This window comes from Kitasatospora sp. NPDC008115, from assembly GCF_042957205.1.
Classification (GTDB): domain Bacteria; phylum Actinomycetota; class Actinomycetes; order Streptomycetales; family Streptomycetaceae; genus Kitasatospora.
Genome location: NZ_JBIBHU010000025.1, coordinates 1 through 26,995 on the forward strand (window position 1 = coordinate 1; position 26,995 = coordinate 26,995).

The window sequence follows — 26,995 nt, forward strand, 5'->3', positions numbered from 1 at the left end:
GTACTCGTCCAGCTCCGACAGAAGGCCGTCCACGCCCTCCCGGTCGGTGGTGTGATCGTCCGAGAAACGACGGTCACCCGTCGCGTCCGGCACGTGCTTCACACAGACAACGATCCTCAAGCTCATGAGCGGTTCTCCTGGTACGGGTGCACTGGTCGGATGCACTGGTCCACGGCCCCTGTCGCGCCGAGGGTACTGAGTGCCAGATCGGCGCTTGTCCCGATCCGGCCCGTCGGCTCCCCTCGACAGTCTCCGAGGCTCTCCCGAGACAATACGGCACTCAGTACCCCTCGTAAAGGAACTCAGTACCCTTTGCCGCCTTCCGGCGCTCCGGGAGCGGCGGCGAGGGCGCTGCAAGGTTTGTGCAAGACCGGCCAGGAGCCGTCATGGAATCCGCCAGAACGCCCGGGCAGAGACCCGCCGGGGCCGCCGAGAACCGGGGCCCCGGTCCGGGATCAAGGAGGGGGAACGACATGACCTTGGTGCACGGGGAAGTCGACGAAGTCAACCACGGGGAACGGTCCGGCGGGGAGCACCTGCCGGAGGAGCAGCACGGCCGGGCCGACGGGTGCGACGGGGGCACGGCGCGCCCGGTGGGCCCGTGGGCCACGCTCACCGACTGCAAGGAGGTGCTGGTCGTCGTCCACTCGATGGTCTATGGCCAGCGGCTGCACGACATCTATCCGCTGCTCGCCGCGGACCTGCGGGTGCACGTCCAGTTCACGGTGGCGCCGCACGCGTTCAACGGGGGTGCGGCGGCCCACGTCCGGCGGCTCGGGGGCACCGTGCTGCCCTGGGCGGAGGCCGTCCGGCGGGAGTTCGACCTGGTGCTGGCCGCCGGGTCGCAGGGCCTGGAGCGGCTGCGCGGCCCGCTGGTCCGACTGCCGCACGGGGCCGGGCACATCAAGCTGTCGCCGGCGGGGGCCGGCGCCGGGCGCACGGTGGCCGGGCTGGGACCCGAGTACGTCACCTGGCGCGGCCGGCTGGTGCCCGCCGCGTACGCGCTCGCCCACGAGGACGAGCGCGCCGAACTCGTCCGCGGCTGCCCGGAGGCGCTGCCGATCACCGAGGTGGTCGGCGACGGCTGCTACGACCGGATCGCCGCCGCCCTGCCCGCCCGCGAGCGGTACCGCGCCGCGCTCGGGCTGCGGCCCGGCGAACGGCTGGTACTGGTCTGCTCCACCTGGGGCAGCGGCTCGCTGTTCACCCGGCTCGACGCGGTGCTGCCCCGGCTGGCCGCCGAACTGCCCCGGCACGGCTACCGCACCGCGCTGCTGGTCCACCCCAATGTGGCCGCCGCGCACAGCCCGTGGGCGGTCCGGTCGTGGGCGACGGCCACCGCGCGCGGCGCGGTCACCGTGCTCGCGCCCGAGGAGGACTGGCGCCCGCTGCTGGTCGCCGCCGACTTCGTCATCGGCGACCACGGCTCGGTCACCCTCTACGGCACCATGACCGGCGCGCCGATCCTGCTCGCCGAGTACCCGCACCGGGACGTCAACCCGCGCTCACCCGGCGCCCTGCTCGCCCGCACCGCCCCGGCGCTCAGCCCGTCCCATCCGCTCACCGCCCAGCTCGGCTACGCCGCCGAGCAGTACCGGCGGGAGGAGTACGCGGCCATCGCGGCGCGGATCACCTCCCGGCCGGGCGCGTTCGACCGGCGGATGCGGCGGCTGCTCTACCGCGTCCTCGGGCTGGGCGAACCCGCCCACCTGCCGGAGCCGCCCGCGCTGCCGCTGCCCGCGCCGCTGTGGCCGGGGGGCGACGAGGTCGCGCGGGCCGGACGGGCGAGCCTGGACGGCGGGGCCGGACGGGCCGGACGGGAGGACGGGTGACCGCGCTGCACACCGTGCGACTCGCCCCGGCCGACGGCCCGTCGCCCTCGGCCGGGGCGCCCGGCACGCACTTCGAGGCCCGCATCCACTCCCCCGCCGGGGTCTGCCACGGGCTGCTCGCCACCCGTCGTCCGGCCGGCCGGTCCGGCGGGCCGCTGACCCGGGCGTTCGTCGACGAGCACCTGGCGCTCGACCTCGCCGACCCCGACGCCGTCCGCTGGCGCCACCACGCCGACGTGCTCCACCTCGGCACCACCGCCCCCGGCCGGGCCCGCGAGCGGCTCGCCGCCGTCCTGCGGGCCCACCCCGGCTGCGCGGTCGCCACCGCCGACGGCGAGGGCGGCACGCTGCTCGTGCTGACCCGGACGGGCGGCCGGCTGGTACTCCGGCCCCGCCCTGGGAGCAGCGGCCCGCCCTCGCCCGCACAACGGCTCGCCGTCGGCTCCCTCGCCCACACCTGGCTGGCCGCCGGCCGCACCCTCACCGAGATCACCACCCTGACCGCCTCGGCCTACACCTCCCAACCCCCCTGCCTCACCTGCCCCCTGGCAGGTTGAGGCCGGGGGCCGGCCGCCCCGCCGGGTGCGGGGCGGGGCGGCCGGGGCCCGCGCTTCGCCACTCAGTTGCCACTGCCCCACGGCACGAACAGACCCCAGCCATCGGGCCGGCGCCGACACCACCGCCCCACCGACGCAGCCCCACACCCCGCCACCGGCCCATGCAACAGCCAGGCCCCGCACCTTCCCGTTGTCGCCACCCGGCACGGGCGTACAGACCCGAACTGTCGCGCCGGGGCCGTTCTCACCGCCCGACAAGGCGCACCCACCACCACACCGCACCGTGGCCGGGTCAACCCGCAACCCGACCCCTCGACAGCCAGGCCCTACACCTCGCCCCCGGCTGCCGACGCCGACGACCTCCCAGGACCCCGACCACCGGGCCGACATGGGCCAAACCCACATCTCGTTGGCTGACAGGGTGTGCCCCAACCCGGCCGCTACGGTCGGGCGGGGCCCTGAGGGCGGCGGTGATACGGGCGATGCCGGGCGGAGGCCGTACGCCACGCCCGCGCCAGCACTGCCAGGGGCCCCATGCCTCGCCAACCGGGCAGAGCGGCAAGGCCCGGTGATCACCGGAGACCAAGCCCCCCAACCAATCGCCACCACTGATCGGACACGGCACCGAGAGCCCCGTTAGCCGGGCGGTACCCGGGCCGGAGGCCACACCCCCGCCACCACCACCGGGGCCCCACACCTCGCCAACCGGGCAGAGCGGCAAGGCCCGGTGATCACCGGAGACCAAGCCCCCCAACCAATCGCCACCACTGATCGGACACGGCACCGAGAGCCCCGTTAGCCGGGCGGTACCCGGGCCGGAGGCCACACCCCCGCCACCACCACCGGGGCCCCACACCTCGCCAACCGGGCAGAGCGGCAAGGCCCGGTGATCACCGGAGACCAAGCCCCCCAACCAATCGCCACCACTGATCGGACACGGCACCGAAGGCCCCAGTAGCCGGGCGGTACCCGGGCCGGAGGCCACACCCCCGCCACCACCACCGGGGCCCCACACCTCGCCAACCGGACAGGGCAGCAAGGCCCGGTGATCACCGGAGCGCAGAACACAGACCAAGCCCCCAACCAGCCGCCACTACTGATCGGACACGGCACTGAGGGCCGCGGTTAGGCGGGTGGTGTCGGGGGCGGAGAGGGCCTCGTAGTGGGACAGGGACTCGCGGTAGTGGGTGGCTGCTGCGGTCAGGTCGCCGCGGGTGCGGGCGAGGTCACCGGTGAGTTCGAGGACGCGGGCCTCCCAGTGGCGGGCGCCGCCCGTGCGGAACTCCGTGAGTGCGGTCGCGTAGCACCGGGCGGCCTCGTCGTGGGCGCCGAGGGCGGCGTGGGCCTGGCCGAGGAAGGCGAGCGCGCGGGCCGCCTCGTACGCGGCGGGGACGGCGAGGAGGTCGCGGTGGGCTTCGGTGATGAAGGGGACGGCCTCGGCGGCGCGGCCGTCCGCGAGCAGGACGTCGCCGAGCGCGAGGCGGGCGAGCGCGGTGCCGCGGAGGTAGCCCTCGGCCTCGCGCAGCCCGGCCGTCGTGCGCAGGCAGTCGGCCGCCTCGGCGAGCCGGCCCGCCGTGCGGTGGGTCTGGCTCAGGCCGTAGAGGGCGTCGGCCTCGGCGAGCGGCCGGCCGGCCTCGCGGGCCAGGTGGAGTGCCTCGGTGAACCACTCGGCGGCCCGGTCCCCCTCCCCCGCGTTGCGCAGACCGGTGCCGCCGGAGGTGAGCATCCGCAGCCGGCCGTCCGGGTCGCCGTCGGTACGGGCGGCGGTGCGGCCGATCCGGTGGGCCTCGATCCACAGCCGGGCCGGGCGCAGCCGCAGGAACAGCGGCCACATGGCGTCGACCAGTTGCCACGCGGTGGCGGCCCGGCCGGTTCGGGCGGCCCAGCGGACGGTCTCGGCGAGCCGGCCGGTCTCCGCGTCGAGCCACCGGACGGCGTCCGGCTCGTCCGCGAACTCCCGTACGCCCTGCACCGGTTGGCTAGTGTAGTCGCGGCGCAGGCTGCGGTGGCTGGGGCTCAGCAGCGCCTCGGCGGCGGTGGCGGAGGCGAGGTACCAGTCGAAGACGCGGTCGACGGCGGCCCGTCCCTCCGGCTGCTCGCGCACCTCGTCGGCGCGGGCCCGGGCGTGGAGCTTCACCAGGTCGTGGAAGCGGAAACCATCCTTCATCTCCTCCAGCAGGTGGACGTCGATGAGTCCGCCGAGCAGACGGTCGGCCTCGGCGGGCTCCAGGCCCGCGACCGCGCAGACCACGTCGAGGGTGAAGACGGGAAACGGCAGCAGGCCCAGCAGCCGGTACAGCCGGACCGCGTCGGCCCCGAGCACCGCGAACGACGCGTCCAGTGCGTGCCGCACGGCTTCCCCCTCGACGTCGAGCGCGGCGATCCCCTCGGACTCGTGGCCCAGCGCCGCGGCGGTGGCGGCGAGCGGCTGGACCGGGCGGGCGGCGATCCGGGCGGCCGCCAGGCAGACGGCGAGCGGGAGCCGGCCGCAGCGCTGCACCACGAGGGCGGCGGCGTCCTCCTCGCGGGCCACCCGGTCGGCGCCGACCCGCTGGGCGAGCAGTTGCACCGAGGCGTCGTCGGAGAGCACGTCGACCGGCCGGAACACGGCGCCGTCTATGCCGAGTCCGGTGAGCCGGCGGCGGCTGGTGACGACGACCACGGCGTGTTCCGAACCGGGCAGCAGCGGGCGGACCTGGGCGGCGGTGGAGGCGTTGTCGAGCAGGACGGCGATCCGGCGTTCGGCGGCGAGCGAGCGCCAGAGCGCGGCGACCTCGGCGAGGCCGCGCGGTACCGGGGCGATGCCGAAGGCGCGCAGGAAGCCGCCGAGCGCCTCGACCGGGTCGGTGGGTCCGCCGGGCGCGTGGCCGCGCAGGTCGGCGTAGAGCTGGCCGTCCGGGAAGCGGTCGGCGACGCGGCGCAGCCACTTGGCGGCGAGCGCGGTCTTGCCGACGCCGGCCGGGCCGGTGACGACCACGGTGACGTCGGCGGCGCCGTCCGGCGAGTCGCCCAACTCCCGGTCCAGGGCCTCCAGATCGGCGTCCCGCCCGACCAATCGCCGTGGTGTCGGAGGGAGTTGGCGGGGCACCGGGAGCGCCGGGGCGGCGGGCGGCGGGGTGCTCTGGCCGTAGACGGTCAACTGGTGGATCTCCCCGGCCTGGACGACCGAGCCGCCGACCCGGGTGCCGGATACCGAGTTGTGCGCCCCGGGGTGCGAGGGCTCCCGAGGGGCGTGCGGGTGCTGCGGTTCGCAGGTGCCGTCCGCCTCTCTCATCGGCCGCTCCCGCCGGAGCTTCGATGCCGAACTCCCGGTGCCGCGAACCGATCCGGCTCCACTGGCTCCCCCAACCGTAGAACGATGGACAGAAGTGACGGGAGTTGCCGCTGTGGTGCGACAATCGGCGGTACTCCCATATCACATGAGGCTCGGCCGGACCGGGTTTAGTGTCAATAACGCCTCCCCGTACAGCGGGACACGGTATGGATGACGCCCCCGCAATCGTGGGATGCTCCCTGCGACACGGCAAGCTGGTAGCCAACCGGCGGGGGGCGTCACAATGGAGTTCCACCTTCTGGGTTCGGTTGAACTTTCGGTGAACGGCGAGTTGTCGGCAATTCGCACGGACCAGGGACGGCTGCTGCTGGCCGCCCTGGCACTGGACGTCGGCCGCCCGCTCGGCCGCGAGGCGCTGGCCAACCGGCTGTGGGACGAGGAGCCTCCGCCCAGCGCGGTGACCGGCATCTACACCGTTGTCTCCCGCATTCGGAGGCAGCTGCGAGAGGCCGCCGACGACGAGGGGCACGGCGCGGCCCGCGACGCCCCGACCATCAAGAGCCGATCGCACACGTATACGCTTCATGCCGATCGCCAATTGATCGACTATTGGCGCTTTGTCGACCTCTCCCGTCATGCCCGCCAACTCACCGAGAACGGCGACGACATCCAGGCCCGTACGGTACTGGGCCGGGCCGAGGAAATCTGGCGCGGCGAGCCGCTCGCGGGCCTGCCCGGCAGCTGGGCCCAGTCCACCCGCGCCACCATGACCGACCAGCGTCTGGCCACCACCCTGCTCCGGATCGAGATCGACCTGCGGCTCGGCCGGTTCGGCGAGGTCGTCCCCGAACTCACCGCCCTGCACGAGGAACGCCCCACCGACGAGCGGGTCGCCGCCCACCTGCTGGTCGCGCTGCACGGCGCCGGCCGGCAGGTGGAGGCGTTCACCGTCTACCCCGCCGTCGTCCGCCGGCTGCGCGCCGACCTCGGCACCGGCCCCGGCGAGGCCCTCGTCCGGCTGCACGAGCGGATGCTCGCCGGCGACCCGCTCACCGAACCGTCCGGCCGCACGCCCGTCGCGCCGCGTCCCTCCCCCGCCCAGCGCTCCGGCGGCCCGCCGACCGCCGCGGCGGGGCGCCGTCTGATCGGTCGGCGGGACGACCTGCGCCGGCTGCTCGGGGGTGCCGAGGAGGCCGTCGAACAGGGCGGCGTGGTGACCGTCTCGGCGATCCTCGGCATGGCCGGGGTCGGCAAGACCACCCTGGCGCTGCACGCCGCGCACCTGATGCGCGGCCGGTTCCCCGAGGGGTACGTCCACCTCAACCTCGGCGCCCACGCGGTCAACCGGAGACCGCTCGCGCCCCAGGCGGTCGCCACCGCGCTGCTGCGCCGGCTCGGCGTGCCGGCCACCACCATCCCGCTCGACAGCGAGGAGCTGTTCGCGCTCTGCGCCGAGGTGCTCGCCACCCGGCGGGCGGTCGTCGTGCTGGACGACGCGGCGACCGCCGCACAGCTGCGGCCACTGCTGCCGACCGCGCCCGCCGCGCTGATCCTCGTCACCAGTCGCCGCCGGCTCGCCGAACTCCCGGGCTCCAGACCGGTCTTCCTCGACCTCCTGTCGGTGGACGACGCGGTCGCCCTGTTCATCTCGGTGGTCGGACGGGAGCGCGCCGACGACCGAAGCCGGATCGTCGAGATCGTCGAGGGCTGCGGGCTGCTGCCGCTGGCCATCGAGATCGCCGCCAGCCGGTTCAAGGCGCGGCCGTCCTGGACCCTGGACCACCTCGCCCTGCGGCTCTCCCGCAAGACCGGCCGGCTCGCCGAGATCCGGCACGACACGGAGAGCGTCGCGCGCGCCTTCGAGATGTCCTACCGCTCGCTGCCGGCCGACCAGCAGGAGGCCTTCCGGCTGCTCGGCGCCCACCCCGGACCGGACATCGGCCTGCACGCGGCGGCGGCACTGCTCGGCCGCCCGGTCGACGAGACGGACCACCTGCTGGAGGCGCTGCTGCACTGCCACCTGGTGCAGGAGAATTCGCCCGAGCGGTACCAGCTCCACGATCTGCTGCGGGATTACGCGCTCGCCCTGATGCGGGACGAAGGCGCCGAGGAGGAGGGCGGGGCGGCCCTGCGGCGGTTGCTCGGATTCATGCTGCACGCGGCCGACCAGGCGGACCGGCTGCTCTATCCCCGGCGTTCACGCCTCCCTCTCCCGGATTTTCGCCAATTACCGGGAATGGAAACGTTGTTGTACGACCTTGACCTCGATTCGCAGGAGTCGGCACGGGACTGGCTGGACACCGAACAGGCCGCCCTGACCGCCCTCGCCTCCCACGCCCGCGCCACCCGCCACCCGGAGGCCGCCGCCTGGCTGGCCCACGTGCTGGCCGGCCGCCTGGACGCCCAGGCCTACTGGAGCGAGGCCCACGACATGCACCGGGCCGCCGCCGCCCACTGGCGTTCGGCGGCGAACGACCGCTGCGAGGCCCGCGCCCTCATCGACCTCGGCGCCACCCTCACCAACGCCTCCCGCTACCCCGCCGCCTTCGAGGCCCTCGACCGCGGCCTCACCCTCGCCCGCACCGAACAGGACCCCGACGCCACGGCGGAGGCCCTGAGCCTGCTCGGAAGCCTGCTGTGGCACCAGAGTTCCCTGCCCGAGGCGCTGGCCCGCCAGGAGGAGGCGCTGCGGATCCGAAGAGAGGGCGGCGACCTCTGGAACACCGCGCGCTGCCTCGCGAACATCGGCACCATAGAGAACTCCCTGGGAAACCGGGAAAGAGCGCTCGCCGCCTACGAGACCGCCCTCCCGCTGGCCGTTCGATTCCATGACCGAACCCTGGAATTGCGAATCCGGAACAATCTCGGGGATCTCCACCTGGGAATCAACGACCACGCGGCCGCGCGTAAATACTTCGAGCGCGTACTTCTCATCGCGGGCGACTCGATCTCCCCGTTCGACCTCGCCGTGGTGCATCTCAACCTGGCGGCCTCGCTCCCGATGCCCGGGCAGTTCGACCGGGCCGTCGCCCTGTACCGGTCGGCACTGGCGACGTTCCGCTCGACCGGAAGCATCCGGCACGAGGCGAACGCCCTGAACAGCCTGGCCGGCGCCCTCCTCGCCACCGACCGCCCGGCCGACGCCCGCGACCAGTACGCCATCGCAAGGGAGTTGGCCCGATCGGTCGGCGCGGCCCGCGAGGAGACGGCGGCCCTGCGCGGACTCGCGAGCTGCGAACTGGCACTCGGCGCCCCGGACCCGGCCGTCGCGCTCCTCCACGAAGCCGTCGCCCTGGCCGACCACATCAAGGCGGCCGACGAGGCCGCACTGGCCCGACAGGCACTCGCACAGGCGCGCCGTGTACGTGAAGATTCTGTCGCGGAATAGTATGTTTATCACCCCCATATCTACGAACTCAAGCGCGATTTGCTCAGGCGCGCCCGACCTGATTTGCTGATCCGCACAACGAACGACTTAGCACCTACCGCAGAAATGTGTGGTCGACTTGTTCAAGATCGTCATTGCAGCTGCCCTCACGCTCTCGCTCACCGCCGGTTTCGGTGGGACACCCGTCTGGGACATCGCCATTTGGTGCTGATGCTGAGCAGCAGCGTGGGGCCGGTGCGGGTTCGCACCGGCCCCGTGGTGTTGGTGGGGGGTCAGGGAGTGGTCAGGGGGACGGCGGCCTCGGGGGTGAGGAGGCGGGCTGTCAAGGTTTCGGTCAGGTACAGGTTGACGGTGTCGGGGGTGTGGGAGAGGTAGCCGACGCTGACGTCCTGGCCGAGGTGGAGTTCGAAGTCGCCGCCGCGGGTGGAGAGGAGGAGGGCGCCCTCGATGGCGGGGGCCCAGATGAGTTCGCCGTCGAGGAGGCGGGCGATGTGGCTGGCGACGGGGTAGCCGTGGTCGGAGGTCTCGTTGACGGCGGTGTAGGCGTCGGCGCCCAGGAGGAGGGCGTAGGGGCCGCCGACTCCGGCCAGGCGGAGGGTGGTGAGGGCGCGGCTCACGGCCTCCGGGTATTCGCGGACGTCCGCCGGGAGCGGGACGGCGGGGTTGGTGGCGGCGGCTCGGATGCCCTCGATGGCGGCGGCGGGGTAGCCGTCGAAGACGGCGCGGTCCTCGGTGAGGGCGAGGGTGCGGGCGGCGTCCTTGACCGGCTGCCAGTCGCTGTCCCGGGAGCCGCGTTCGACGTCGTCCACGGCCGAGCGGTCGACCGCGAAGGGCACCCGGAGCTCGACCAGCGGCCGCACCTCGCGGGCGTGGGCCTGGACGCCGGGGTTGGGCGGGTCGATGGCGGTGAGGTGGCCGGTGCCGACGGCCGCGAGAGCGGGGCCGTCGGGGCCGCTCAGGTCGACGACGCGGCGGCCGGCGAGGTGGAGCTTGAAGGTCTGCCTGGCCTCCTCCTCGATCTCCGCCCAGGCCGCGGCGGAGACGGGGGCGAGCTCGCGGTGCAGGTTGTTCATGGCGCGGGGGTGCCTTTCAGGCTGCCGATGGCGAGGGAGCCGTCGGAGGAGACAGCGGACGGGACGAGCGCGGTGACGGACTCGGCGGCGGTGGACGCGGCCGCGGACGGCGCGGGCGGCGGGGCGTCCAGGAAGTCGGCGGTCGGGACGTGGAACAGGGTCCCGGTGGCCGCGACGGAGAAGTCGAGCAGGCGGTCGTGGGCGCCGGGCGGGCGGCCGACGAACATGTTCTCCAGCATCTCCTCGGTCACCGCCGGCGTGCGCGAGTAGCCGATGAAGTACGTCCCGAACTCCCCGCCCCCGGCGAACGAGCCGAACGCCATGTTGAACCGCATGATCTGCAGCTCCTCGCCGTCCGGGCCGGTGACCGAGGTCAGCGCGACGTGCGAGTCGGCGGGCTTGACGTCGTCGGCGAGCTCGATGTCGGTGAGCTTGGTGCGGCCGACCGCGCGTTCCTGCGCCTCGACGGGGAGGCGGTTCCAGGCCGCCAGGTCGTGCAGGTACTTCTGGACGATCACATAGCTGCCGCCCGCGAACTCCGGGTCCTCCGCGCCGATCAGGACGGCGTCCGCCGCGGCCCGGCCTTCCGGGTTCTCGGTGCCGTCGACGAAGCCCAGCAGGTCACGGTCGTCGAAGTAGCGGAAGCCGTGCACGGCGTCGACCACGGTGGCGGCGCCGGCGAGGCGGTTGGTGAGCTGGCCGGCGAGTTCGAAGCAGAGGTCCATCCGGGCGGCGCGCAGGTGGAACAGCAGGTCGCCGGGGGTGGACGGGGCCCGGTGGCGGGCGCCGGTGATCTCCCGGAAGGGGTGCAGCCCGGCCGGGCGGGGGCCGTCGAAGAGCCGGTCCCAGGCGTCCGAGCCGATTCCGGTGACGCAGGTCAGGCCGGCCTCGGGGGCGCGGAAGCCGACCGCCCGGCGCAGGCCCGCCAGGTCGGGCAGCAGGGCCCGGACGGCGGGTTCGCCACCGGAGTCGACGGTGAGGACGAGGAAGATCGCGGCGCTGGTGAGCGGGGTGAGGACGGGCTGCGGCATCGGCGGACTCCGGTCTCCGGGGTCTGATCATCCGTACGATTACACCCCGGAGCGGACATTTCGGCGCGGTCGGCAGGCCGAGCGGGTAGTGGGAGGGGAAGCGGGAGGCGGAAAGGGGACGGCCCCTCACCGGGGTTCACCGGTGAGGGGCCCGACGGGTCCTGACGGGGCGGACGGTCGGGTCGTTCGGGGCGGCCGGGGCGATCGGGGCGCTCAGGACGCGGTGGCGCGCCGGCGGCGCACGCCGAGGGCGGTGATGACGGCGCCGAGGGTGACCGCGGCGACCGGGACCACCAGGGCCGTCCGGAAGCCCTCCAGCCCGGACTGCCCGGAGCCGGTGGCGGCCAGGTGGACGGCGGTGACCGCCGAGAGGCCGAGCGCCGCGCCGAACTGGAAGGCGGTGTTGAGCAGCCCGCCGGCCAGCCCCTGCTCCTCCTCGGCGACGCCGTCGGTGGCGGCGATGGTCAGCGGCCCGTAGGCGAGGGCGAAGGCCAGACCGGTGAGGATCATGGTCGGGAACATCATCGGGTAGCTCCAGTCCATGCCGACCGGCAGGAACAGCGCGTAGGACACCGCCGCCAGGACGAAGCCGCCGAGGATCACCCGGACGGTGCCGAACCGCTCCACCAGACGGGGCGTGAGGGTCGGCGCGAGCACCGCGTCCACGCCGATGGCGAGCAGCGCGAGGCCGGTCTGCAGCGGGGTCCAGCCGCGCAGGTCCTGGAGGTAGAGGGTGGCGGTGAACTGGAAGCCGAAGAAGGAGCCGGCGAACAGCAGCGCACCGAGGTTGGCGCGCAGCAGCGGGCCGGAGCGCAGCAGGCCGAGGCGCACCAGCGGTGCGGCGCAGCGTCGTTCGACGGCGACGAAGGCGGCCAGCAGGGCCAGTCCCCCGAGCAGTTCGGCGACGGTCGGCACGGCGGAGGCGGCCGGTTCGCCGATCCGGACCACCGTGTGGACCAGCAGCAGCATGGCGCCGGTGGCGGTGGCGGCGCCGGCCAGGTCGAAGCGCTCGCCGGGGCGGCGGGCGGCCGGCCGGTCACGCGGGAGCAGCGGCAGGGCGGCGAGCAGCAGGCCGCCGGCGAGCAGCACCGGGGCGAAGAAGACCCAGCGCCAGCTGATCGCGGTGAGCAGGCCGCCGGCGACCAGGCCGAGCGAGAAGCCGGCGGCGGCGGTGCCCGCGTAGAGGAGCAGCGCCCGGTTGCGGCGCGGGCCCTCGGCGAAGGCGGTGGTGATGATCGCCAGTCCTGCGGGTGTCATGAAGGCGGCGGCGAGGCCGGTGGCGAAGCGGGCCAGGATGAGCACCCAGGGGGCGGTGGCGAGGCCGCCGAGGCCGGAGAAGAGGACGAAGACGGTGAGCCAGAACAGGAACATCCGGCGCCGTCCGAGCAGGTCGGCGGTGCGGCCGCCGAGCAGCATGAAGCCGCCGTAGCCGAGCACGTAGGCGCTCAGCACCCAGCTGAGCGAGCCGGTGCCCATGCCGAGGTCGGTGCGGATCGACGGGAGCGCCACGTTGAGCATGGCGACGTCGACGCCCTCCAGGAAGATCGCGCCGCACAGGACGAGCAGGACGGCGGTCTCGCGGCCGGTCAGGCGGGACGACGGGGGTCCGGCGGTGGGCACGGGGACGGGCGTACCGGTTTCGGGCACGACTGAGGACGCGGACACGGAGGTCTCCTGGGAGTGCGCTGGGGGGGTGAGGAGGCCGGACGGGGCGGTTCCCCCTCGTCCGGTCGGTTCCCTCTTGTAACCACTGCCATCCTGAGGCAGCATCAGGAGGCATGGAAGAAGGCACTTTGAAGTCACCGACGCACTGCGCGGTTACCGAGGACGACTACGACGTGCTCCAGTGGGACACCCGGGAGGACTGCGAGGTCCGGCAGATCCTCGACCGGATCGCCGACAAGTGGTCGCTGCTGGTGATCGCGCTGCTGGACCGCGGTTCGCTGCGCTTCACCGAGCTTCGGCGGGAGATCCACGGGATCAGCCAGCGGATGCTGACCGTCACGCTGCGGCAGCTGGAGCGTGACGGGCTGGTCGAGCGTACGGTGCACCCGGTGGTGCCGCCCCGGGTGGAGTACGCCCTGACGCCGCTGGGGCGGACGCTGCACGAGACCGTCCGGTCGCTGGTCACCTGGACGGAGACGCATCAGCGCGAGATCGCGGCGGCCCGGGCCGCGTACGACGCCCGGGTGGGCTGAGGACGCGCGAAGGGGCGGGCCTCCCGGGCCCGCCCCTTGCTCGTCGTGCGCCGTCCGCCCCCGCCGTCAGGCCCGCAGGGCCGCGAGCTGCTCGGCGAACGGGACCACGGTCTCCTCCTGGGCCCCGCCGTCCGCCGCCGGCCCGCTGGGGGCGCGGCCGGCGAGCAGCCCGGCGAGTTCGCCGGCGGCCCGGTCGATCCGACCGGGGAGCCCGTCGGTGAGCCGGTCGCCGGTGGTGCCCCAGTCGTCGGTGGCCGCGTAGACCGCGGTCGGGACGACCACCGAGCGCAGGTAGCCGAACAGCGGCCGGACGGCGTGCTCCAGCGCCAGCGAGTGCCGGGGCGTGCCGCCGGTGGCGGCGATCAGCACCGGCTTGCCGCTGAGCACATCGGGGTCGATCACGTCGAAGAACGACTTGAACAGCCCGCTGTAGGAGGCGGTGAAGATCGGCGTCACCGCGATCAGCCCGTCGGCGCGGGTGACCGTCCCGATCGCCTCGCGCAGCGCGGCGCCGGGGAAGCCGGTGACGAAGTTGTGCGCGATGTCGGTGGCGAGGTCGCGCAGTTCGATCACCGTCACCTCCACCTCGCGTCCGTCGGCGCCGAGCCGGCGGGCCGTCGCATCGGCCAACCGGTCCGCGAGCAGGCGCGTCGAGGACGGCTTGCTCAGTCCGGCGCTGACCACCGCCAGCCGGTACGCGGTCACTTGGCCACCTCCACGTTCTCCTCGGTGTCGCTCTGCTGCTCCCGGCGGGCGCGGTCGGCCGCGACCAGCGAGGCGTGGGTCGGCGCGTCGGGGACGCCGGCCGGGCGGCCCTTGGCGAACTCCTCGCGCAGCACCGGCACGACCTCCTCGCCGAGCAGGTCGAGCTGCTCCAGCACGGTCTTCAGCGGCAGGCCGGCGTGGTCCATCAGGAACAGCTGGCGCTGGTAGTCGCCGAAGGTCTCGCGGAAGCCCAGCGTCTTCTCGATGACCTCCTGCGGGCTGCCGACGGTGAGCGGGGTCTGGTCGGTGAACTCCTCCAGCGACGGGCCGTGTCCGTACACCGGCGCGTTGTCGAAGTACGGGCGGAACTCGCGCACCGCGTCCTGCGAGTTCCTGCGCATGAACACCTGGCCGCCGAGGCCCACGACGGCCTGCTCGGGGGTGCCGTGCCCGTAGTGGGCGTAGCGCTCCCGGTAGAGGTTGATCAGCTTCTGGAAGTGCTCCTTGGGCCAGAAGATGTTGTTCGCGAAGAAGCCGTCGCCGTAGTAGGCGGCCTGCTCGGCGATCTCGGGGCTGCGGATCGAGCCGTGCCAGACGAACGGCGGGACGCCGTCGAGCGGGCGCGGGGTGGCCGTGAACGACTGCAGCGGGGTGCGGAAGCGGCCCGACCAGTCGACCACGTCCTCGCGCCACAGCTGGTGCAGCAGCGCGTAGTTCTCGATCGCGAGCGGGATGCCCTGGCGGATGTCCTTGCCGAACCACGGGTAGACCGGTCCGGTGTTGCCGCGGCCCATCATCAGGTCCACCCGGCCGTCGGCGAGGTGCTGGAGCACCGCGTAGTCCTCGGCGATCTTCACCGGGTCGTTGGTGGTGATCAGCGTGGTCGAGGTGGAGAGGATGATGCGGTCGGTCTGCGCGGCTATGTAGCCGAGCAGGGTGGTCGGCGAGGACGGCACGAACGGCGGGTTGTGGTGCTCTCCGGTCGCGAAGACGTCCAGGCCGACCTCCTCCGCCTTGCGGGCGATGGCCACGGTGGCCTTGATCCGCTCGTGCTCGGTCGGGGTGCGGCCGGTGGTCGGGTCGGGGGTGACATCGCCGACGGTGAAGATTCCGAACTGCATGTTGCTCACCACACTCCAGGCTGAATCCCGCTGGGAAACCCGGCTCAGGATCCGATCGTCAAAGTTTCAACCACTTTAGCATCCGCCACCCGGGTGTTATTCCCCCCAGCGCCCGGATCCTGGCCCGAGACCGTACTACGGGCGCGCAGGGCGTCCGGGACCAGGGTCAGCAGGCCCGCGACGGCCATGGCGACCCCCAGCCAGAGGGCGGCGCGCAGCCCCCAGGCATCGATGGCGAGCCCGCCGAGCAGGGAGCTGAGGATGACGCCCAGCGTGATGAAGGCGTTGTGGACGGTGTTCACCAGCGGACGGGCGTTGCCGATCCGCTGCACCCGCGAGGCCATCGCCGGGTTCATGGTGACACCGACCAGGCCGACCCCGAGCAGCAGGCCGACCGCCGGCACCCGGAGCTGGGCGAAGAGCGCGAGTCCGGCCAGGAAGACGGTGTTCAGCGCCAGGCCGACGGCGAGCACCGGCAGCGCGTAGCGGTCGGCGAGCCGGCCGACCACGGTGTTGCCGACCACGGTCGCCGCGCCGTAGGCGACCAGCAGCAGCGGGACGGAGCCGGCCGCGAACCCGGTGATCTCGGTGAGGACCGGGTTGATGTAGCTGAACAGCGAGAAGGTCGCGCCGATGATCAGGGTGCTGGTGGCGAAGGCCAGCCAGAGCCGCCGGTTGCGCAGCGCGCCCAGTTCCTCGCGGAGCGAGCCGCCGCCCTCGGCGTGGTCGGCGTCCGGCACCCCGGCGACGGTGGCCAGCGCGACCGCCACGGTGAGGACCGCCACCGCCCAGAACGCCGCCCGCCAGCCGAGGCGCTCGCCGATGACGGTGGCCAGCGGCAGACCGAGCAGGGTGCCGAGCATCAGTCCGTTCATCAGCACGGCGATCGCCCGGCCGCGCAGTTCGGGGCGGGCCAGCTGGGTGGCAAGCGAGATCGAGATGCCGAAGAAGGCCTGCGCGGCGACCCCGCCGATCACCCGGGCCACCAGCATCACCGGATAGCCGGAGGCGGTCGCGGCGAGCAGGTTGCCGACCAGGAAGACGCCGAACAGCAGCATCAGTGCCCGCTTCTGACGCATTCTCAGCAACGAGACGGTGAGGAGCGGGCCGCCGAAGGACATCGCGACGGAGAAGGCGGTGATCAGATAGCCGATCTGCGGGACGGTCGCGTCGAGACCCTCCGCCAGCTGCGGCATCAGGCCGGCGACGGCGAACTCACTGGTCACCATCGCGAAGATGCCGAGGGCGAGGACGTACACGGCACGTGGCATGGGAGGACTCCCCCGGTAGTTTTGGATGGATCGGTTCAAAACAAGGGCAGGCGTGGGCCCAGCACGGCCCCGCCGGATGGGCGGACCCGTCCGGTCAGGGGGTGAGCGCGTCCACCGCGGTGGCGGCGATGGCCTCGACGGCGGCCCGGTCGGCCCCGCCCTTGGCGGCGACCCGCATCCCGGCGATCACCGCGTTCACGAAGCGGGCCAGTTCGCCCGCCTCCCGGCGCCCGGAGATCTCGCCCGCACGCTGCCCGGCGCCGATCGCGGCCCCCAGCGCGGCGAGCCGCACCTCCTGGTCCCGCTCCAGCACCGCGGCCGCCTCCGCATCCCGCCCGGCCAGCTCGACCACGGTGTTCACGGTCAGGCAGCCGATGCTGCGCCCCTGCGGGCGGTTCTCGAACTCCCCGTCGACGACCCGCGCGAGCAGCAGCCGCACCCGCTCCAGCGGCGGCCGCTGCTCGTCCTCCAGCAGTGCGACCTGCGGGACGGTCATCAGGTCGTTGTAGCGGTCCAGCGACCGCCTGAACAGGTCGCGCTTGCTGCTGAAGGTGTTGTAGATGCTGCTCCGCCCGAGGCCCGTCGCCTCGCAGAGGTCCTGGGTGGAGGTGGCCTCGTAGCCGTTCGCCCAGAACGCGCGCATCGCCGCGTCCAGCGCCCGGTCCTCGTCGAAGGTGCGCGGTCTCGCCATGGCAGCACCGTAGCCGTTTTGGACCGACCGATGCAATACGGTCCCCCGGCCGCCGGCACCACCGGCGGCGGCGGGACCGGAGCAGGACAATGGGAGGGATCGGAAGCGGTCGGCCGGAGCACCCGAAGGGCGGCGGAACCGATGGCGGCGTACATCGCGGTGAGCGCGCTGAGCCACGAGGGCCTGCTGCGCGAGCGGAACGAGGACAGCCTCGCCGTCGGTCCGTGGACGCTCTGCGCGACCGTCACCACCAACCCGCAGACCCTGCTCTTCCCGCTCGGCCCGCCCTGCCTGGTCGCGGTCGCCGACGGGCTCGGCGGCCACCCGGGCGGCGAGGTCGCCAGCGCGCTGGCCGCCCGGCGGCTGGCGGCGGCCGGGCCGGGGCTGGACGGCGAGGAGAGCGTCCGGGACGCCCTCCAGACCTGCAACCGGGAGGTGTACGCGGCCGCCGGCGGCGATCCCGGGCTGGCCGCGATGGGCACCACGGTGGCGGGCCTGGTACTGCTGGAGGACCGGGCCGTGATCTTCAACATCGGCGACAGCCGGGTCTACCGCGTCGACGGCGGCGGGCTGCGCCGGGTCAGCGTGGACGACAGCCCGCCGCTGCCGCCCGGCCGGCGCACCACCTCGATGGTCACCCAGAGCCTCGGCGGCTCGCTCGGGCTGACCTTCGTCGAGCCGCACGTGCGCAGCGCGCCGCTGGCCGTCGGCGACCGCTACCTGGTCTGCAGCGACGGCCTGACCGATCCGGTACCGGAGGAGGAGCTGTCGGCGCTGCTCGCCCGCCCGCCCGCGGAGCCCGAACGGGCCGACGGGCGGGCGGCGTTCGAGCTCTGGAAGGCCGCGATCGAGGCCGGCGGGCCGGACAACATCACGCTCGCCCTGGTGCGGATCGGGAAGTAGCGGCCGACGAGGCGGGAGGGCCCCGGCGGTTGTGCCGCCGGGGCCCTCGGTCAGTTCGTTTCGGTCACAACTCCTGTGTCAGTACTCGGCCTTGATGCTCGCGCGGGAGAAGCCCTCCTGCGCGTAGAGGCTCAGGAAGACGTAGCCGGCGGGCGGGTTGGTGATGGTCAGGGTCTCGGTGTTGCCGGAGTTGGCGGACTTGGTGGCGTAGGAGTCGGTGTAGGCCCAGGCCTTGTCGTTGAAGTAGAGGTCGGCATTGCCGCTGCCGCCCGTGCTGGTGAGCCGCAGCTGCGTCACCCCGGCCGGCAGGAACAGGTAGAAGTGCGCGTAGTTGCCGGTGGTCGCCGCCGCGTTGTCGCGCCCGCAGTTGCGGTCCAGCTGCCGGGTGTCGGCACCGGTGCACTGGCCGCCGCCGGGGTTCGAGCCGCCGACGGTGACGTCCTGCCGGGCGCTCGCGGTGGCGCCCTTGTCGTCGGTCACCGTGAGCGTGACGGTGTAGGTGCCGGCCTTGGCGTAGGTCTTGGCCGGGTTGGCCGCGGTGTCGGTGGTGCCGTCGCCGAAGTCCCAGGCGTGGGAGGCGATCGTGCCGTCCTGGTCGGTGGAGCCGTTGGTGAAGGCGACCGCCAGGTCGGTGACCGAGGTGGTGAACGCGGCGGTCGGCGGCTTGTTGTCGGTCGGGTTCGTGGTGGCGCAGGCGCCGGCCGCGCACTCGGTCAGCCAGCGGTCGAAGTCCGCGTCGTAGCGGGTGCCGATGGTGGTCTTGAGCAGGGTGCGGGCGCCGTCCCAGTCACCGGCGCGGTACTTGGCGAGCACGGCGTCCGTGTCGGCGCGGCGCTGCTCCAGCATGTAGCGGACGGCCAGGTAGCCCCAGCGGTAGACGCGCTCCTGGTCGCCGTACGCGGTGTCGAAGAGGTCGGAGAGCCGGTAGGTGTGGCGTCCGGCGGCGGTGATCGCCGCGGTGTTGTTCTCCTTGAGGTAGGAGTAGGAGACGTACTCGGCGAAGCCCTCGACCCACCAGATGGTCGGGGTGGTCATGCCGGCGTCGAAGTCGCCGTACATGTTGTAGCGGCCGTCGAGGTAGTGGGTGTACTCGTGGTTGAGGTTCCAGATCTGGAACTCCGGCGACCAGTCGGCCTCGTAGGCGAGGAAGCGCGGCGTGTTGCCGGCCTCGTTCGGCTTGCCCTCCAGGTACATGCCGCCGTTGTTGGTGTCGATGCCGTAGATGCCGGCCGCGAACACGGCGTAGTCGAAGCGCGTGTGGAAGACCACGACCTCGATCCTGGTGTTCTGGTCGTCGGCGACCGGGCCGCTGTCCTTGGCCACCGAGTGGAAGAAGGCGTCCTGGCCGTTGAGGCTGGAGCAGGTGCTGGCCAGCTGCCCGGCGTCCAGCTTCTGGGCGAGGACGCGGATGCTTCCGCTGCAGGCGTGGTCGACGGTCAGGACGGCCGACTTGAGCCGGGCGGGGGCGTCACAGGTGCCGTAGTAGGAGCAGTTGCCGCTGTCGTAGGCCTCGCCCATCTCGGCGACGGCGGCCCACTGGTAGGAGGTGCGGTCGTTCGGCGCGGACCTGTCGGCCAGCCCCTTCATCAGCGGGCGGACCGTGGCCCGGAGCGGCTCGTCCTTCAGGAAGCGGCCCAGCTCCCGGGTCGCGTTGTAGACCAGGAAGGTGTAGTCGCCGCCGAGCAGGGCGCCGTTGGCGGTGGCGAAGGCGTAGAGCGCGTCGAGCACGCTCGGGTCGGCCCGCACCGCCTCGACGAAGCCCTCCGTCTGGTGGCCGCGCCACAGCACGGTGAACACGCTGTTGAGCGCGTTGCCCATGTTCGCCGGGTTGTGGGTGGCGGCGTCGTACGCGCCCAGCAGGCGCTTGACCACCGGCAGGTAGCGGACGTTCTCCTGCGCGCTGTCGATGAGGGTGATCGCCTCGCCGAGCGTGGCCGCGTTGGCGGCGGAGACGTCGCGGGAGTGCGCGCTGTTGAAGAAACCGTCCAGCGCGCCGCGGATCGAGGTCCGCAGGGCGGTGCCGTAGGTGCCGACGTCGGAGGCGTGGTACCACTGCACGTAGTAGCCGGCCCGCAGGAACAGCACCAGCTGGGCGGTGGAGGTGGAGTTGTCGCCCGGGTAGTTCGCGGCGTCGTCGCGCAGGGCGTCCGCCACCGTGACCATCTGGGACTCGCGGAACGTCCCGTTCGCGTCACCACCGGTCAGCAGGAACAGGCTGTTGATGCAACCGATGTCGGCCGCCTTGACGGCCTGCACCAGGGCGCCGCCGGTCCGGCTGAAGTCGGGGATGTTGCAGGGCTGTTCGGCGAGAGCCATGGGGGCGCTCTCGCCGAAGGCCTTGGCGATTTCGGCCTTCTGCTCGGACTTCGACAGGGTCTCGGTGCGCTCGGGGTTGGTGGTCGAGAACGGGGCGCGGTCACGGGCCGGCGCCGTCCTCGTCCCTTCCTCGGTGGCCGGCGCGCCCCCGATCGCGGGCTGCGGGGCCAGGCCGGCGGGGCCGGCCGAGGTGGCGGGCGAGCCGCCGCCGGGCTGCGGCGAGGCCGGAGGGGCGGCCTGGGCCTGCGGGGTGAACAGTCCGACCGCCACGAGCATCGCGAGGAGGAGCGTCAGCAGCCTCGCGATGTGCGGTCGTTGGTGCAAAGGACGTGCGGTACTCACGTGGGGGCCTCCAGGCCTTCGTCGGCCGCGTGGGGGCGCGGCCGGTGGGGGTGGTGAGGACCGTTGCGATGGCACCGTTCAGGGCGGTGCCATCGAGCACCGGTGGGGAGTGTGACATGTACAATTGCACGCATCACATGGCCTAGGAAGCCCCAGAACCGGCAACTGCCGCTTCCGCACAGGAACTTCACGGAAAAGCCGCAGAACGACAAAGGCCGCCGGTCGGTAGACCGGCGGCCCCTGCGGGCGGCGATGTCGCCGCCACGGTGCGTCAGTTGCGGACGAGGAGCACCACGCCCGCGGTGACCACGCCGAGCGCGACGGCGCCCGCGCCGTACGACAGCCGGTGCGAACGCACCACCGGCAGGTAGCGGTCCACGGCGTAGCGGCCGGGGCCGGTCAGCGCGAGCGCCGCGGCGGCGGCGATCAGGAGGTACTCGTACTCGGCGCCGCCCTTCATGGCGAAGAAGTTGCCGCTCCAGGTGACGGCGAGGGCGTTGAGCATGGTGCCCAGGATCGCGGCGGCGGCCAGCGGGGCCAACAGGCCGATGGCGAGCGCGATTCCGCCACCGGTCTCGGTGAGGCCGGCCACGACGGCCATGGCCTTGGCCGCGGGGTAGCCCTTCATCTCGAAGAACTTGCCGGTGCCGTCGATCCCGCCGCCGCCGAACCAGCCGAAGAGCTTCTGGCTGCCGTGCGCGGCCATGGTCAGGCCGAGGACCACGCGCAGCAGCAGGAGGCCCGCGTCGTAGGCGTGCGGGGAGGCGGCCGCGGAGCCGGGGACTCTCCCGGCCGCGGCGAGGGTGGTGGTGGCGGCGGTCGTGCTCGGGCTGGTGCTCGGCATGCGCGTCTCCATCAGGAAAAGGGGGGTTCGTCGAAAGTGGCCGGATTTGTTCAAATTCGAACCGGCGGGTCGTTTGACCGTACCTGGAAGTTTGAATTTGAACAACCGCCTCGGCGAGAGATTTTTGGCGTGATCGGGTCAGTAGTGGTGTAGACCGGCGTACGAAGTCGCCAGGCGGGGGACGCTCAGGACATGGCACATCGCAAGGAACACCGCCGGGCACAGAAGAAGGGCACTCCGCACACCGAGGCCCTCGCCGCCTTCACCGAACGGGTGCGGCTGGTCACCCCCGACCAGTGGGACGCGCCCACCCCGTGCGCCGACTGGACCGTGCGCGACCTGGTCAACCACCTCACCGGCGAGCAGCTCTGGGTACCCGAACTGCTGATGGGCGCCACCGTCTCCGAGGTCGGCGCCCGTTTCGACGGCGACGTCCTCGGTGACGACCCGCTCGGCGCCTGGACCGCCGCCGCGGACGCCGCCCGCCAGGCCTTCGCCGTCCCCGGTGCCACCGACATCACCGTGCACCTCTCCTTCGGCGACGTCTCCGGCCAGTACTACCTGGACCAGCTCACCGCCGACGCCGTCGTGCACACCTGGGACCTCGCCGAGGGCATCGGCCGGCTCACCCGGCTGCCGGAGGACCTGGTGGACTTCGCGCTCGCCGAGTACACCGGCTACGGGGACCTCTCCGGCAGCGGGCTGTTCGACCCGCCGCTGCCGGTGGCGGACGACGCCGGGCCGCAGACCCGGATGCTCGCCCTCACCGGGCGCCGGGACCGCCCCTGACATGCGGCGACGCCCGCTCCGCCCGGGTAACGGGCCCGCCGCCGGATACTGGAGGTGTCGGGGCGGGGCCGCAGCGAACGGGGGAACGGGAGAGGCGGGCAGGCCATGAGCCGCAGGCCGGACATCCTCGGCGAGTTCACCGCGGAGCACCGCGCGGTGGAGGACCTGCTCGCCCGGATCGAGGCCGGTGCGGCCGGCCAGGAGGCCGGAGCGGAGCAGGACCGGCTGCTCGGGCAACTCACCGACCTGCTGTTCAGCCACTGCGCGGCGGAGGAGGAGCATCTGTTCCCGGTCGTCCAGCACGACGTGCCGGACGGCGGCGCGATCGTGTTCCGGTGCATCCACGACCACCTCGCGATCGGGCAGTACCTCGCGGACCTCCAGACCCTTCCGCCCGGCGACCCCGCCCTGGACACCCTGCTGGGCGGACTGGCCGAGCTGCTGCGCCGGCACCTGGCGACCGAGGAGAAGCAGCTGTTCGCCCCCGCCCGCAAGGTCCTCCCGGCCGCCGCCCGCAACGCGCTCGCCGAACGGCTGCGGGCCGACCGGGCGGAGATCGCCGAGGCCGGACCGTAGGACCCGGGGCCGGAGGCCGGGGTTCGACGTCAGGGCTCGACGTCAGGGCTTGGCGTTGATCACCGCGAACCGGCCGCCCTCCGGGTCCTGGAGCCGGGCGACCCGCCCGTACGGCGAGTCGAACACCGGGCCGAGCGCACTGCCGCCGAGTTCCGCCGCCCTGGCCGCCGCCGCGTCGGTGTCCGGCACCGCGAAGGACACCTCCCAGTGCGGCGGCATCCCCGCCGGGCCGCCCGCCTGCTCCCTGGCGAGCGCGGCGACGCTGTGCCCCTCGGCCCGCAGCACCACCCGGTCGTGCTCCCAGCGGACCTCGAACCGTTCCGGGTCCCGGCCGTCCCAACGGAACACCGCACCGTAGAAGAGCGCGGCCGCGAACGGGTCCGGGGTGCGCAGCTCGATCCAGACCGGCGCGCCCATGAGGTCCAGCCGCCTGGCCCGGCCCAGCGGCCCCTCCCAGATCCCGAACACCGCGCCCGCCGGGTCGGCGGCGAACGCCACCCGGCCCGCATCGAAGGAGAGCGGGCCCACGGCGAGCGTCGCACCGCGCTCACGGACCGAGTCGGCGGCGGCGTCCGCGCTCTCCGTGCCGAAGTAGCTGGTCCAGGCGACGGGCATGTCCCAGCCGCCGCTCGCCACGCCCAGTCCGGCCACCGCCTCCCCGCCGGCGACGGCGTGCACATAGGGGCCGAAGCGGTCCGGCCCCGGTTCGAACTCCCAGCCCAGCAAAGGCCCGTAGAAGTCCTTGGCCGCGTCGAGGTCGCGCGCCATCAGGCTCACCCAGCACGGGACGGCCGCCACGCAGCGCACCTCGGCCGTTGTCCCACCGCTGACCATCGCGACCACCTCCGAGACCCCGGCCGCCGGGCCCCTCCCGACTCCCACGGCCGTCCGGCCGTCCGGGCGACCTCAGCCTAGGCCGTGTCCTACGGTTCGCGGCGGATCAGCGCGCGGGGTGGGGTGGAGGCGCGGTGAGGCCGTGGTGGGGCCGTAGTGAGGCCGCGGTGAGGGGCGCGCGCGGGAGCCGTCACGCCCCCGGAGGAATCAAAGCACGGGTGCACCGCCGAAGCCGTCGTGGCCGGCGCCCGGGGAAGTCAGGGCCGGCCGGCCGTGGCCGCGGACGGGGTGCCGGCGGTGATCGCGGCGGAGTCCACGGAGAGGGGCCGCCGCCGCTCCGACGGACCCGACCAGGGAGGCGTTGGGTTCGAGGCCCTCGTCGTCGCGCTCTTCCGCCGTCGGCAGCGGTTCCCGGGGCAGCGGCTCCCCCGTCCGCTCCGGCTCCCCGTAGCGCCGGTAGCCGCGCACCAGGGCGCCGTCCTCGGCGGCGGCCCGGATGACGGAGTCGGTGAACGGGTCCTGGAAGAGCACCTGGGCCCGGCCGCAGGCGGCGCTGAGGCGTTCGGCCACCTCGTGCGACCACCTCGTGCGGCCACCACGTCGTCTCCCGCAGCGGGGACTCCGCGCAGATCGGCCGCCGGCCCGCGTACTCGGGTGTGACGAACACCCGGTGCACCGGCTCGGGCGTGGACTTCTCGTCGTCCACCTGCGCGGCCGGCCCGTACCGGACGGTGACGGGTATCCGGTCGTGCAGGCCCAGCACGGCGAACGCCTCCTCGTACGTCCTGCCCGGGACGGCCGGCCGCCAGTGGCCGGGCAGCGGGCCCGGGCGCTCGGCCTCGAAGGCGCGCCGGATGGCCGGCTCGTCGAGGCCGCGCGCCGACGCCCCGGCGCCCAGGACGGCGAGGACGGCGAGGAGCGCGGTGATCGCCTCGGGGGCGGGGACGGCTGCGGTCGCGGTGTTCATGGTGCGGACGCCGGCCGAGGGGTCCGACACCCCCGTCACCCGAACGGGTGGGCCGGGGCGGCCGTCTCCAGCCGGCCGTCCGCGAGGGTCGCCACCGCGTCCGCGAGGGCCGTGACGGCCGCCGGGTCGTGGGAGATGAACAGCAGCGCGAGACCGGTGCGGTCCCGGCGGTCGGCGAGGTGGGCGAGGATCGCCGCACGGGTCGCCGTGTCCAGTCCCGAGGTGATCTCGTCGCACACCAGAACCTTCGGCCGGACGATCAACGCCCGTGCCAGAGCAGCCCGTTGAAGCTCCCCGCCGGAGAGCGCGGCGGTCGGACGGGCCGCCTTCGCCGGGTCCAGGCCGAGCCCCGCGAGCAGGTCGCCCGCCTCCACCGCGGCGGCCGGCGGGGTGAGGCCGCGCAGCCGGACCGCTGCCCGGGCCACCTGGTCCAGGACGGGGCGGTGGTCGGCGAACGCCGCCCCGGCGTCCTGGAACACGTACTGCACGGCCGCCAACTCCCGCCGCCCGCGCCGCCGGACGCTGCGCGGCAGCGGCGCGCCGTCCAGCCGGACGGTGCCCTCGTGGCGGGGGTGCAGTCCGGCCAGACAGCGGCCCAGGGTGGTCTTGCCGCTGCCCGAGCGACCGGTCAGGGCGAGGCACTCCCCCGGCCGGAGCGTCAGCCCGACCTCGTGCAGCACGACGGCGCCGCCGGGGTGGCGGGCGGTGAGGCCGGAGACGTCGAGGCGGGCCGGGCGCGGCGGTTCGGGCGTGGGACGGAACGGTGCGAGCGGGGCGGCCGACGGCTTCGGCTGCGCCTTCGGTTGCGGGAGCGGGAGCGGGAGCGGGAGCACGTCCGCCGGCGGGCCGGTGCGCACCGCGCGACCGTCCGCCAGCAGCACCACCTCGTCGGCCAGCTCCCGGACCAGGTCGAGGTCGTGGCTGAGCAGGAGGAGACCGGTGCCGCGCGCGGTCAGCCGGCCGAGCAGGGCGGCCAGCCGACGGGTGGTGACCGGGTCCTGTCCGGTGGTGGGCTCGTCGGCCACGATCACCCGGGCGCCGGTGAGCAACGCCTGGGCCAGCACCACGCGTTGCTGCTGGCCACCGGAGAGCTGGTGCGGGAAGCGGCGCAGCACGCCGTCCACGTCCGCGAGTTCGGCGTCCCGCAGCGCACGCGCGACCGCCTCCGGCCCGCCGCCGTGGACCCGGGCGAGGTCGCGCAGCAGCACACCCACCCGGCGGGCCGGGTTGAGCACGGCTCCCGGGTGCTGCGGCACGTAGCCGACCCGGGGGCCCGGCACGACCGCGCCCGACACCGCGGCGCCCTCGGGGTAGGCGCCCAGCAGGGCGAGCGCGGTCGTGGTCTTGCCGCTGCCCGACGGTCCGACCAGCGCCGTCACCCGGCCCGCCCGCACGCGCAACGACACGCCGTCCACCAGCACGCGTGCGCCCACCCGTACCCCCAGCCGGTCCACCGTCGCGAGGTCGTCGCCGGTCATGCCGCCGCCTTCCGGCCCGCCGTCGCGGAGCGGTACTGCGCGGCGTCGAACAGCAGGTTGGTGCCGGTGGACAGCGCCGCCACCAGCAGAGCGGGGACGACGACCGCCCACGGTTGCAGGAACAGCCCCGGCCGGTTGCGGTCGACCATCACCGCCCAGTCTGCGGCGTCCGGCTGCACGCCGACCCCGAGGAACGCCGCCGTCGCGACCAGGTACAGCGCGCCGACCAGGCGCGTTCCGGCGTCGGCGGCCAGGGTGCGCCGGATCGTCCGCGCGACCTGTCCGAACGCGATCCGCGTCCACGACTCACCGTGCAGCCGCAACGCCTCGACGACCGGCCGGGACGCCGCCGCCACCGCCGCCGCGTGCACGACCCGGGCGACGTCCGGCACCGCCGCCACCCCCACCAGGACGGCCAGCCCGGCGGGCCCGGGCTCCAGCGCGGTGGCGACCAGCAGGACGAGGAGCAGGGCCGGGACGGCGATCAGCACGTCCAGCGGCCGCAGCAGCAGCTCTTCGAGCCACGCCCGCCCCGTCAGCGCGGCGGCCAGCGCGAGGGGCAGGGCGATCACGTAGGCGAGCAGGGTCGCGGTGACCGCGACGAGAACCACCGACCGGCCGCCGAGCAGGACTTGACGCCAGACGTCACGCCCGGTGAAGTCCGTACCGAGCCAGTGGCCGTCGCCGCCCGCCGTGAACGACACCCCGCGCGGCCCGGGCTCCCCCGCCACCAGCGGGCCGAACAGCGCGAGCAGCAACGGCAGGGCTGTCAGCGCCAGCCCGAGCGCGTACCGCCTCACGTCGC

21 protein-coding genes and 1 pseudogene are annotated in these 26,995 nt (G+C 73.7%); 7 read left to right on the forward strand and 15 right to left on the reverse strand.

Annotation, left to right across the window (positions count from 1 at the left end; all coding sequences use genetic code 11):
• Positions 1 to 126: pseudogene (locus ACFZBX_RS27550) on the reverse strand (electron transfer flavoprotein subunit beta); the annotation flags it as partial.
• Positions 127 to 473: 347 nt separating this feature from the next.
• Here ACFZBX_RS27550 and ACFZBX_RS27555 point away from each other — a divergent pair.
• Both ACFZBX_RS27555 and ACFZBX_RS27560 read left to right on the forward strand, forming a co-directional pair.
• Complete coding sequence (locus tag ACFZBX_RS27555) at positions 474 to 1,832, forward strand: hypothetical protein (protein WP_391536478.1); 1,359 nt, start codon at positions 474 to 476, stop codon at positions 1,830 to 1,832.
• Entirely contained in the window at positions 1,829 to 2,389 is a 561-nt protein-coding gene (locus ACFZBX_RS27560) for a hypothetical protein (RefSeq protein ID WP_391536479.1), read from the forward strand. The genes ACFZBX_RS27555 and ACFZBX_RS27560 overlap by 4 nt, the downstream gene beginning before the upstream one ends.
• 1,093 nt (positions 2,390 to 3,482) lie before the next feature.
• Here ACFZBX_RS27560 and ACFZBX_RS27565 read toward each other — a convergent pair.
• Positions 3,483 to 5,663, reverse strand: coding sequence for an ATP-binding protein (locus tag ACFZBX_RS27565; protein ID WP_391536480.1), 2,181 nt, complete (start codon positions 5,661 to 5,663; stop codon positions 3,483 to 3,485).
• A 331-nt stretch (positions 5,664 to 5,994) separates the two neighbouring features.
• On the opposite strand from ACFZBX_RS27565, the gene ACFZBX_RS27570 reads away from it, so the two are divergent.
• Positions 5,995 to 9,051, forward strand: a complete 3,057-nt coding sequence (locus tag ACFZBX_RS27570) for a tetratricopeptide repeat protein (protein WP_391536481.1) — start codon at positions 5,995 to 5,997, stop codon at positions 9,049 to 9,051.
• Between the two features lie 272 nt (positions 9,052 to 9,323).
• On the opposite strand, the gene ACFZBX_RS27575 is transcribed toward ACFZBX_RS27570, so the two are convergent.
• The 3 genes from ACFZBX_RS27575 to ACFZBX_RS27585 all read right to left on the reverse strand — a co-directional run bounded on the left by ACFZBX_RS27575 (position 9,324) and on the right by ACFZBX_RS27585 (position 12,745).
• A complete protein-coding gene (locus tag ACFZBX_RS27575) occupies positions 9,324 to 10,124 on the reverse strand; it encodes a family 1 encapsulin nanocompartment shell protein (protein ID WP_391536482.1) in 801 nt (266 codons plus the stop codon).
• Positions 10,121 to 11,155, reverse strand: coding sequence for a Dyp-type peroxidase (locus ACFZBX_RS27580; RefSeq protein WP_391536483.1), 1,035 nt, complete (start codon positions 11,153 to 11,155; stop codon positions 10,121 to 10,123). The genes ACFZBX_RS27575 and ACFZBX_RS27580 overlap by 4 nt, the downstream gene beginning before the upstream one ends.
• A 213-nt stretch (positions 11,156 to 11,368) precedes the next feature.
• Complete coding sequence (locus ACFZBX_RS27585) at positions 11,369 to 12,745, reverse strand: MFS transporter (protein WP_391536604.1); 1,377 nt, start codon at positions 12,743 to 12,745, stop codon at positions 11,369 to 11,371.
• 188 nt (positions 12,746 to 12,933) lie between these two features.
• Between ACFZBX_RS27585 and ACFZBX_RS27590 the strand changes: the two genes are divergently transcribed.
• Positions 12,934 to 13,353 carry a winged helix-turn-helix transcriptional regulator gene (locus ACFZBX_RS27590; RefSeq protein WP_391536484.1) on the forward strand — a complete coding sequence of 140 codons (420 nt, stop codon included), beginning with the start codon at positions 12,934 to 12,936 and terminating at the stop codon, positions 13,351 to 13,353.
• Positions 13,354 to 13,419: 66 nt separating this feature from the next.
• Here the strand turns inward: ACFZBX_RS27590 and ACFZBX_RS27595 are convergent, their stop codons facing one another.
• The 4 genes from ACFZBX_RS27595 to ACFZBX_RS27610 form a co-directional block, all read right to left on the reverse strand.
• Positions 13,420 to 14,058, reverse strand: a complete 639-nt coding sequence (locus ACFZBX_RS27595) for an FMN reductase (RefSeq protein WP_391536485.1) — start codon at positions 14,056 to 14,058, stop codon at positions 13,420 to 13,422.
• A complete protein-coding gene (locus ACFZBX_RS27600; protein WP_391536486.1) occupies positions 14,055 to 15,179 on the reverse strand; it encodes an LLM class flavin-dependent oxidoreductase in 1,125 nt (374 codons plus the stop codon). The genes ACFZBX_RS27595 and ACFZBX_RS27600 overlap by 4 nt, the downstream gene beginning before the upstream one ends.
• Positions 15,180 to 15,223: 44 nt before the next feature.
• Positions 15,224 to 16,450, reverse strand: a complete 1,227-nt coding sequence (locus tag ACFZBX_RS27605) for an MFS transporter (RefSeq protein ID WP_391536487.1) — start codon at positions 16,448 to 16,450, stop codon at positions 15,224 to 15,226.
• A gap of 94 nt (positions 16,451 to 16,544) precedes the next feature.
• Positions 16,545 to 17,141 (reverse strand): TetR/AcrR family transcriptional regulator, encoded by a 597-nt coding sequence (locus tag ACFZBX_RS27610; RefSeq protein ID WP_391536488.1) that lies wholly within the window; start codon positions 17,139 to 17,141, stop codon positions 16,545 to 16,547.
• A gap of 141 nt (positions 17,142 to 17,282) precedes the next feature.
• Here ACFZBX_RS27610 and ACFZBX_RS27615 point away from each other — a divergent pair, with 141 nt between their 5' ends.
• The gene (locus ACFZBX_RS27615) at positions 17,283 to 18,044 is read left to right on the forward strand and encodes a PP2C family protein-serine/threonine phosphatase (RefSeq protein WP_391536489.1); all 762 of its coding nucleotides are present in this window, start codon (positions 17,283 to 17,285) and stop codon (positions 18,042 to 18,044) included.
• Between the two features lie 78 nt (positions 18,045 to 18,122).
• On the opposite strand, the gene ACFZBX_RS27620 is transcribed toward ACFZBX_RS27615, so the two are convergent.
• Positions 18,123 to 20,636, reverse strand: coding sequence for a collagenase (locus ACFZBX_RS27620; protein ID WP_391536605.1), 2,514 nt, complete (start codon positions 20,634 to 20,636; stop codon positions 18,123 to 18,125).
• Positions 20,637 to 20,973: 337 nt separating this feature from the next.
• Positions 20,974 to 21,546, reverse strand: coding sequence for a DoxX family protein (locus ACFZBX_RS27625; RefSeq protein ID WP_391536490.1), 573 nt, complete (start codon positions 21,544 to 21,546; stop codon positions 20,974 to 20,976).
• Positions 21,547 to 21,738: 192 nt separating this feature from the next.
• Between ACFZBX_RS27625 and ACFZBX_RS27630 the strand changes: the two genes are divergently transcribed.
• Entirely contained in the window at positions 21,739 to 22,335 is a 597-nt protein-coding gene (locus ACFZBX_RS27630; RefSeq protein ID WP_391536491.1) for a TIGR03086 family metal-binding protein, read from the forward strand.
• A 105-nt stretch (positions 22,336 to 22,440) separates the two neighbouring features.
• Positions 22,441 to 22,911 (forward strand): hemerythrin domain-containing protein, encoded by a 471-nt coding sequence (locus tag ACFZBX_RS27635; RefSeq protein WP_391536492.1) that lies wholly within the window; start codon positions 22,441 to 22,443, stop codon positions 22,909 to 22,911.
• A gap of 42 nt (positions 22,912 to 22,953) precedes the next feature.
• On the opposite strand, the gene ACFZBX_RS27640 is transcribed toward ACFZBX_RS27635, so the two are convergent.
• The 4 genes from ACFZBX_RS27640 to ACFZBX_RS27655 all read right to left on the reverse strand — a co-directional run bounded on the left by ACFZBX_RS27640 (position 22,954) and on the right by ACFZBX_RS27655 (position 26,990).
• Positions 22,954 to 23,709, reverse strand: coding sequence for a VOC family protein (locus ACFZBX_RS27640; RefSeq protein WP_391536493.1), 756 nt, complete (start codon positions 23,707 to 23,709; stop codon positions 22,954 to 22,956).
• A 243-nt stretch (positions 23,710 to 23,952) separates the two neighbouring features.
• Positions 23,953 to 24,315, reverse strand: coding sequence for a hypothetical protein (locus ACFZBX_RS27645; protein WP_391536494.1), 363 nt, complete (start codon positions 24,313 to 24,315; stop codon positions 23,953 to 23,955).
• A 432-nt stretch (positions 24,316 to 24,747) separates the two neighbouring features.
• Entirely contained in the window at positions 24,748 to 26,190 is a 1,443-nt protein-coding gene (locus ACFZBX_RS27650; protein ID WP_391536495.1) for an ABC transporter ATP-binding protein, read from the reverse strand.
• On the reverse strand, positions 26,187 to 26,990 hold the full coding sequence (locus tag ACFZBX_RS27655; protein ID WP_391536496.1) for an ABC transporter permease subunit: 804 nt from the start codon (positions 26,988 to 26,990) through the stop codon (positions 26,187 to 26,189). Before ACFZBX_RS27655 ends, ACFZBX_RS27650 begins: the two co-directional genes overlap by 4 nt.
• Between the last annotated feature and the right edge of the window lie 5 nt (positions 26,991 to 26,995).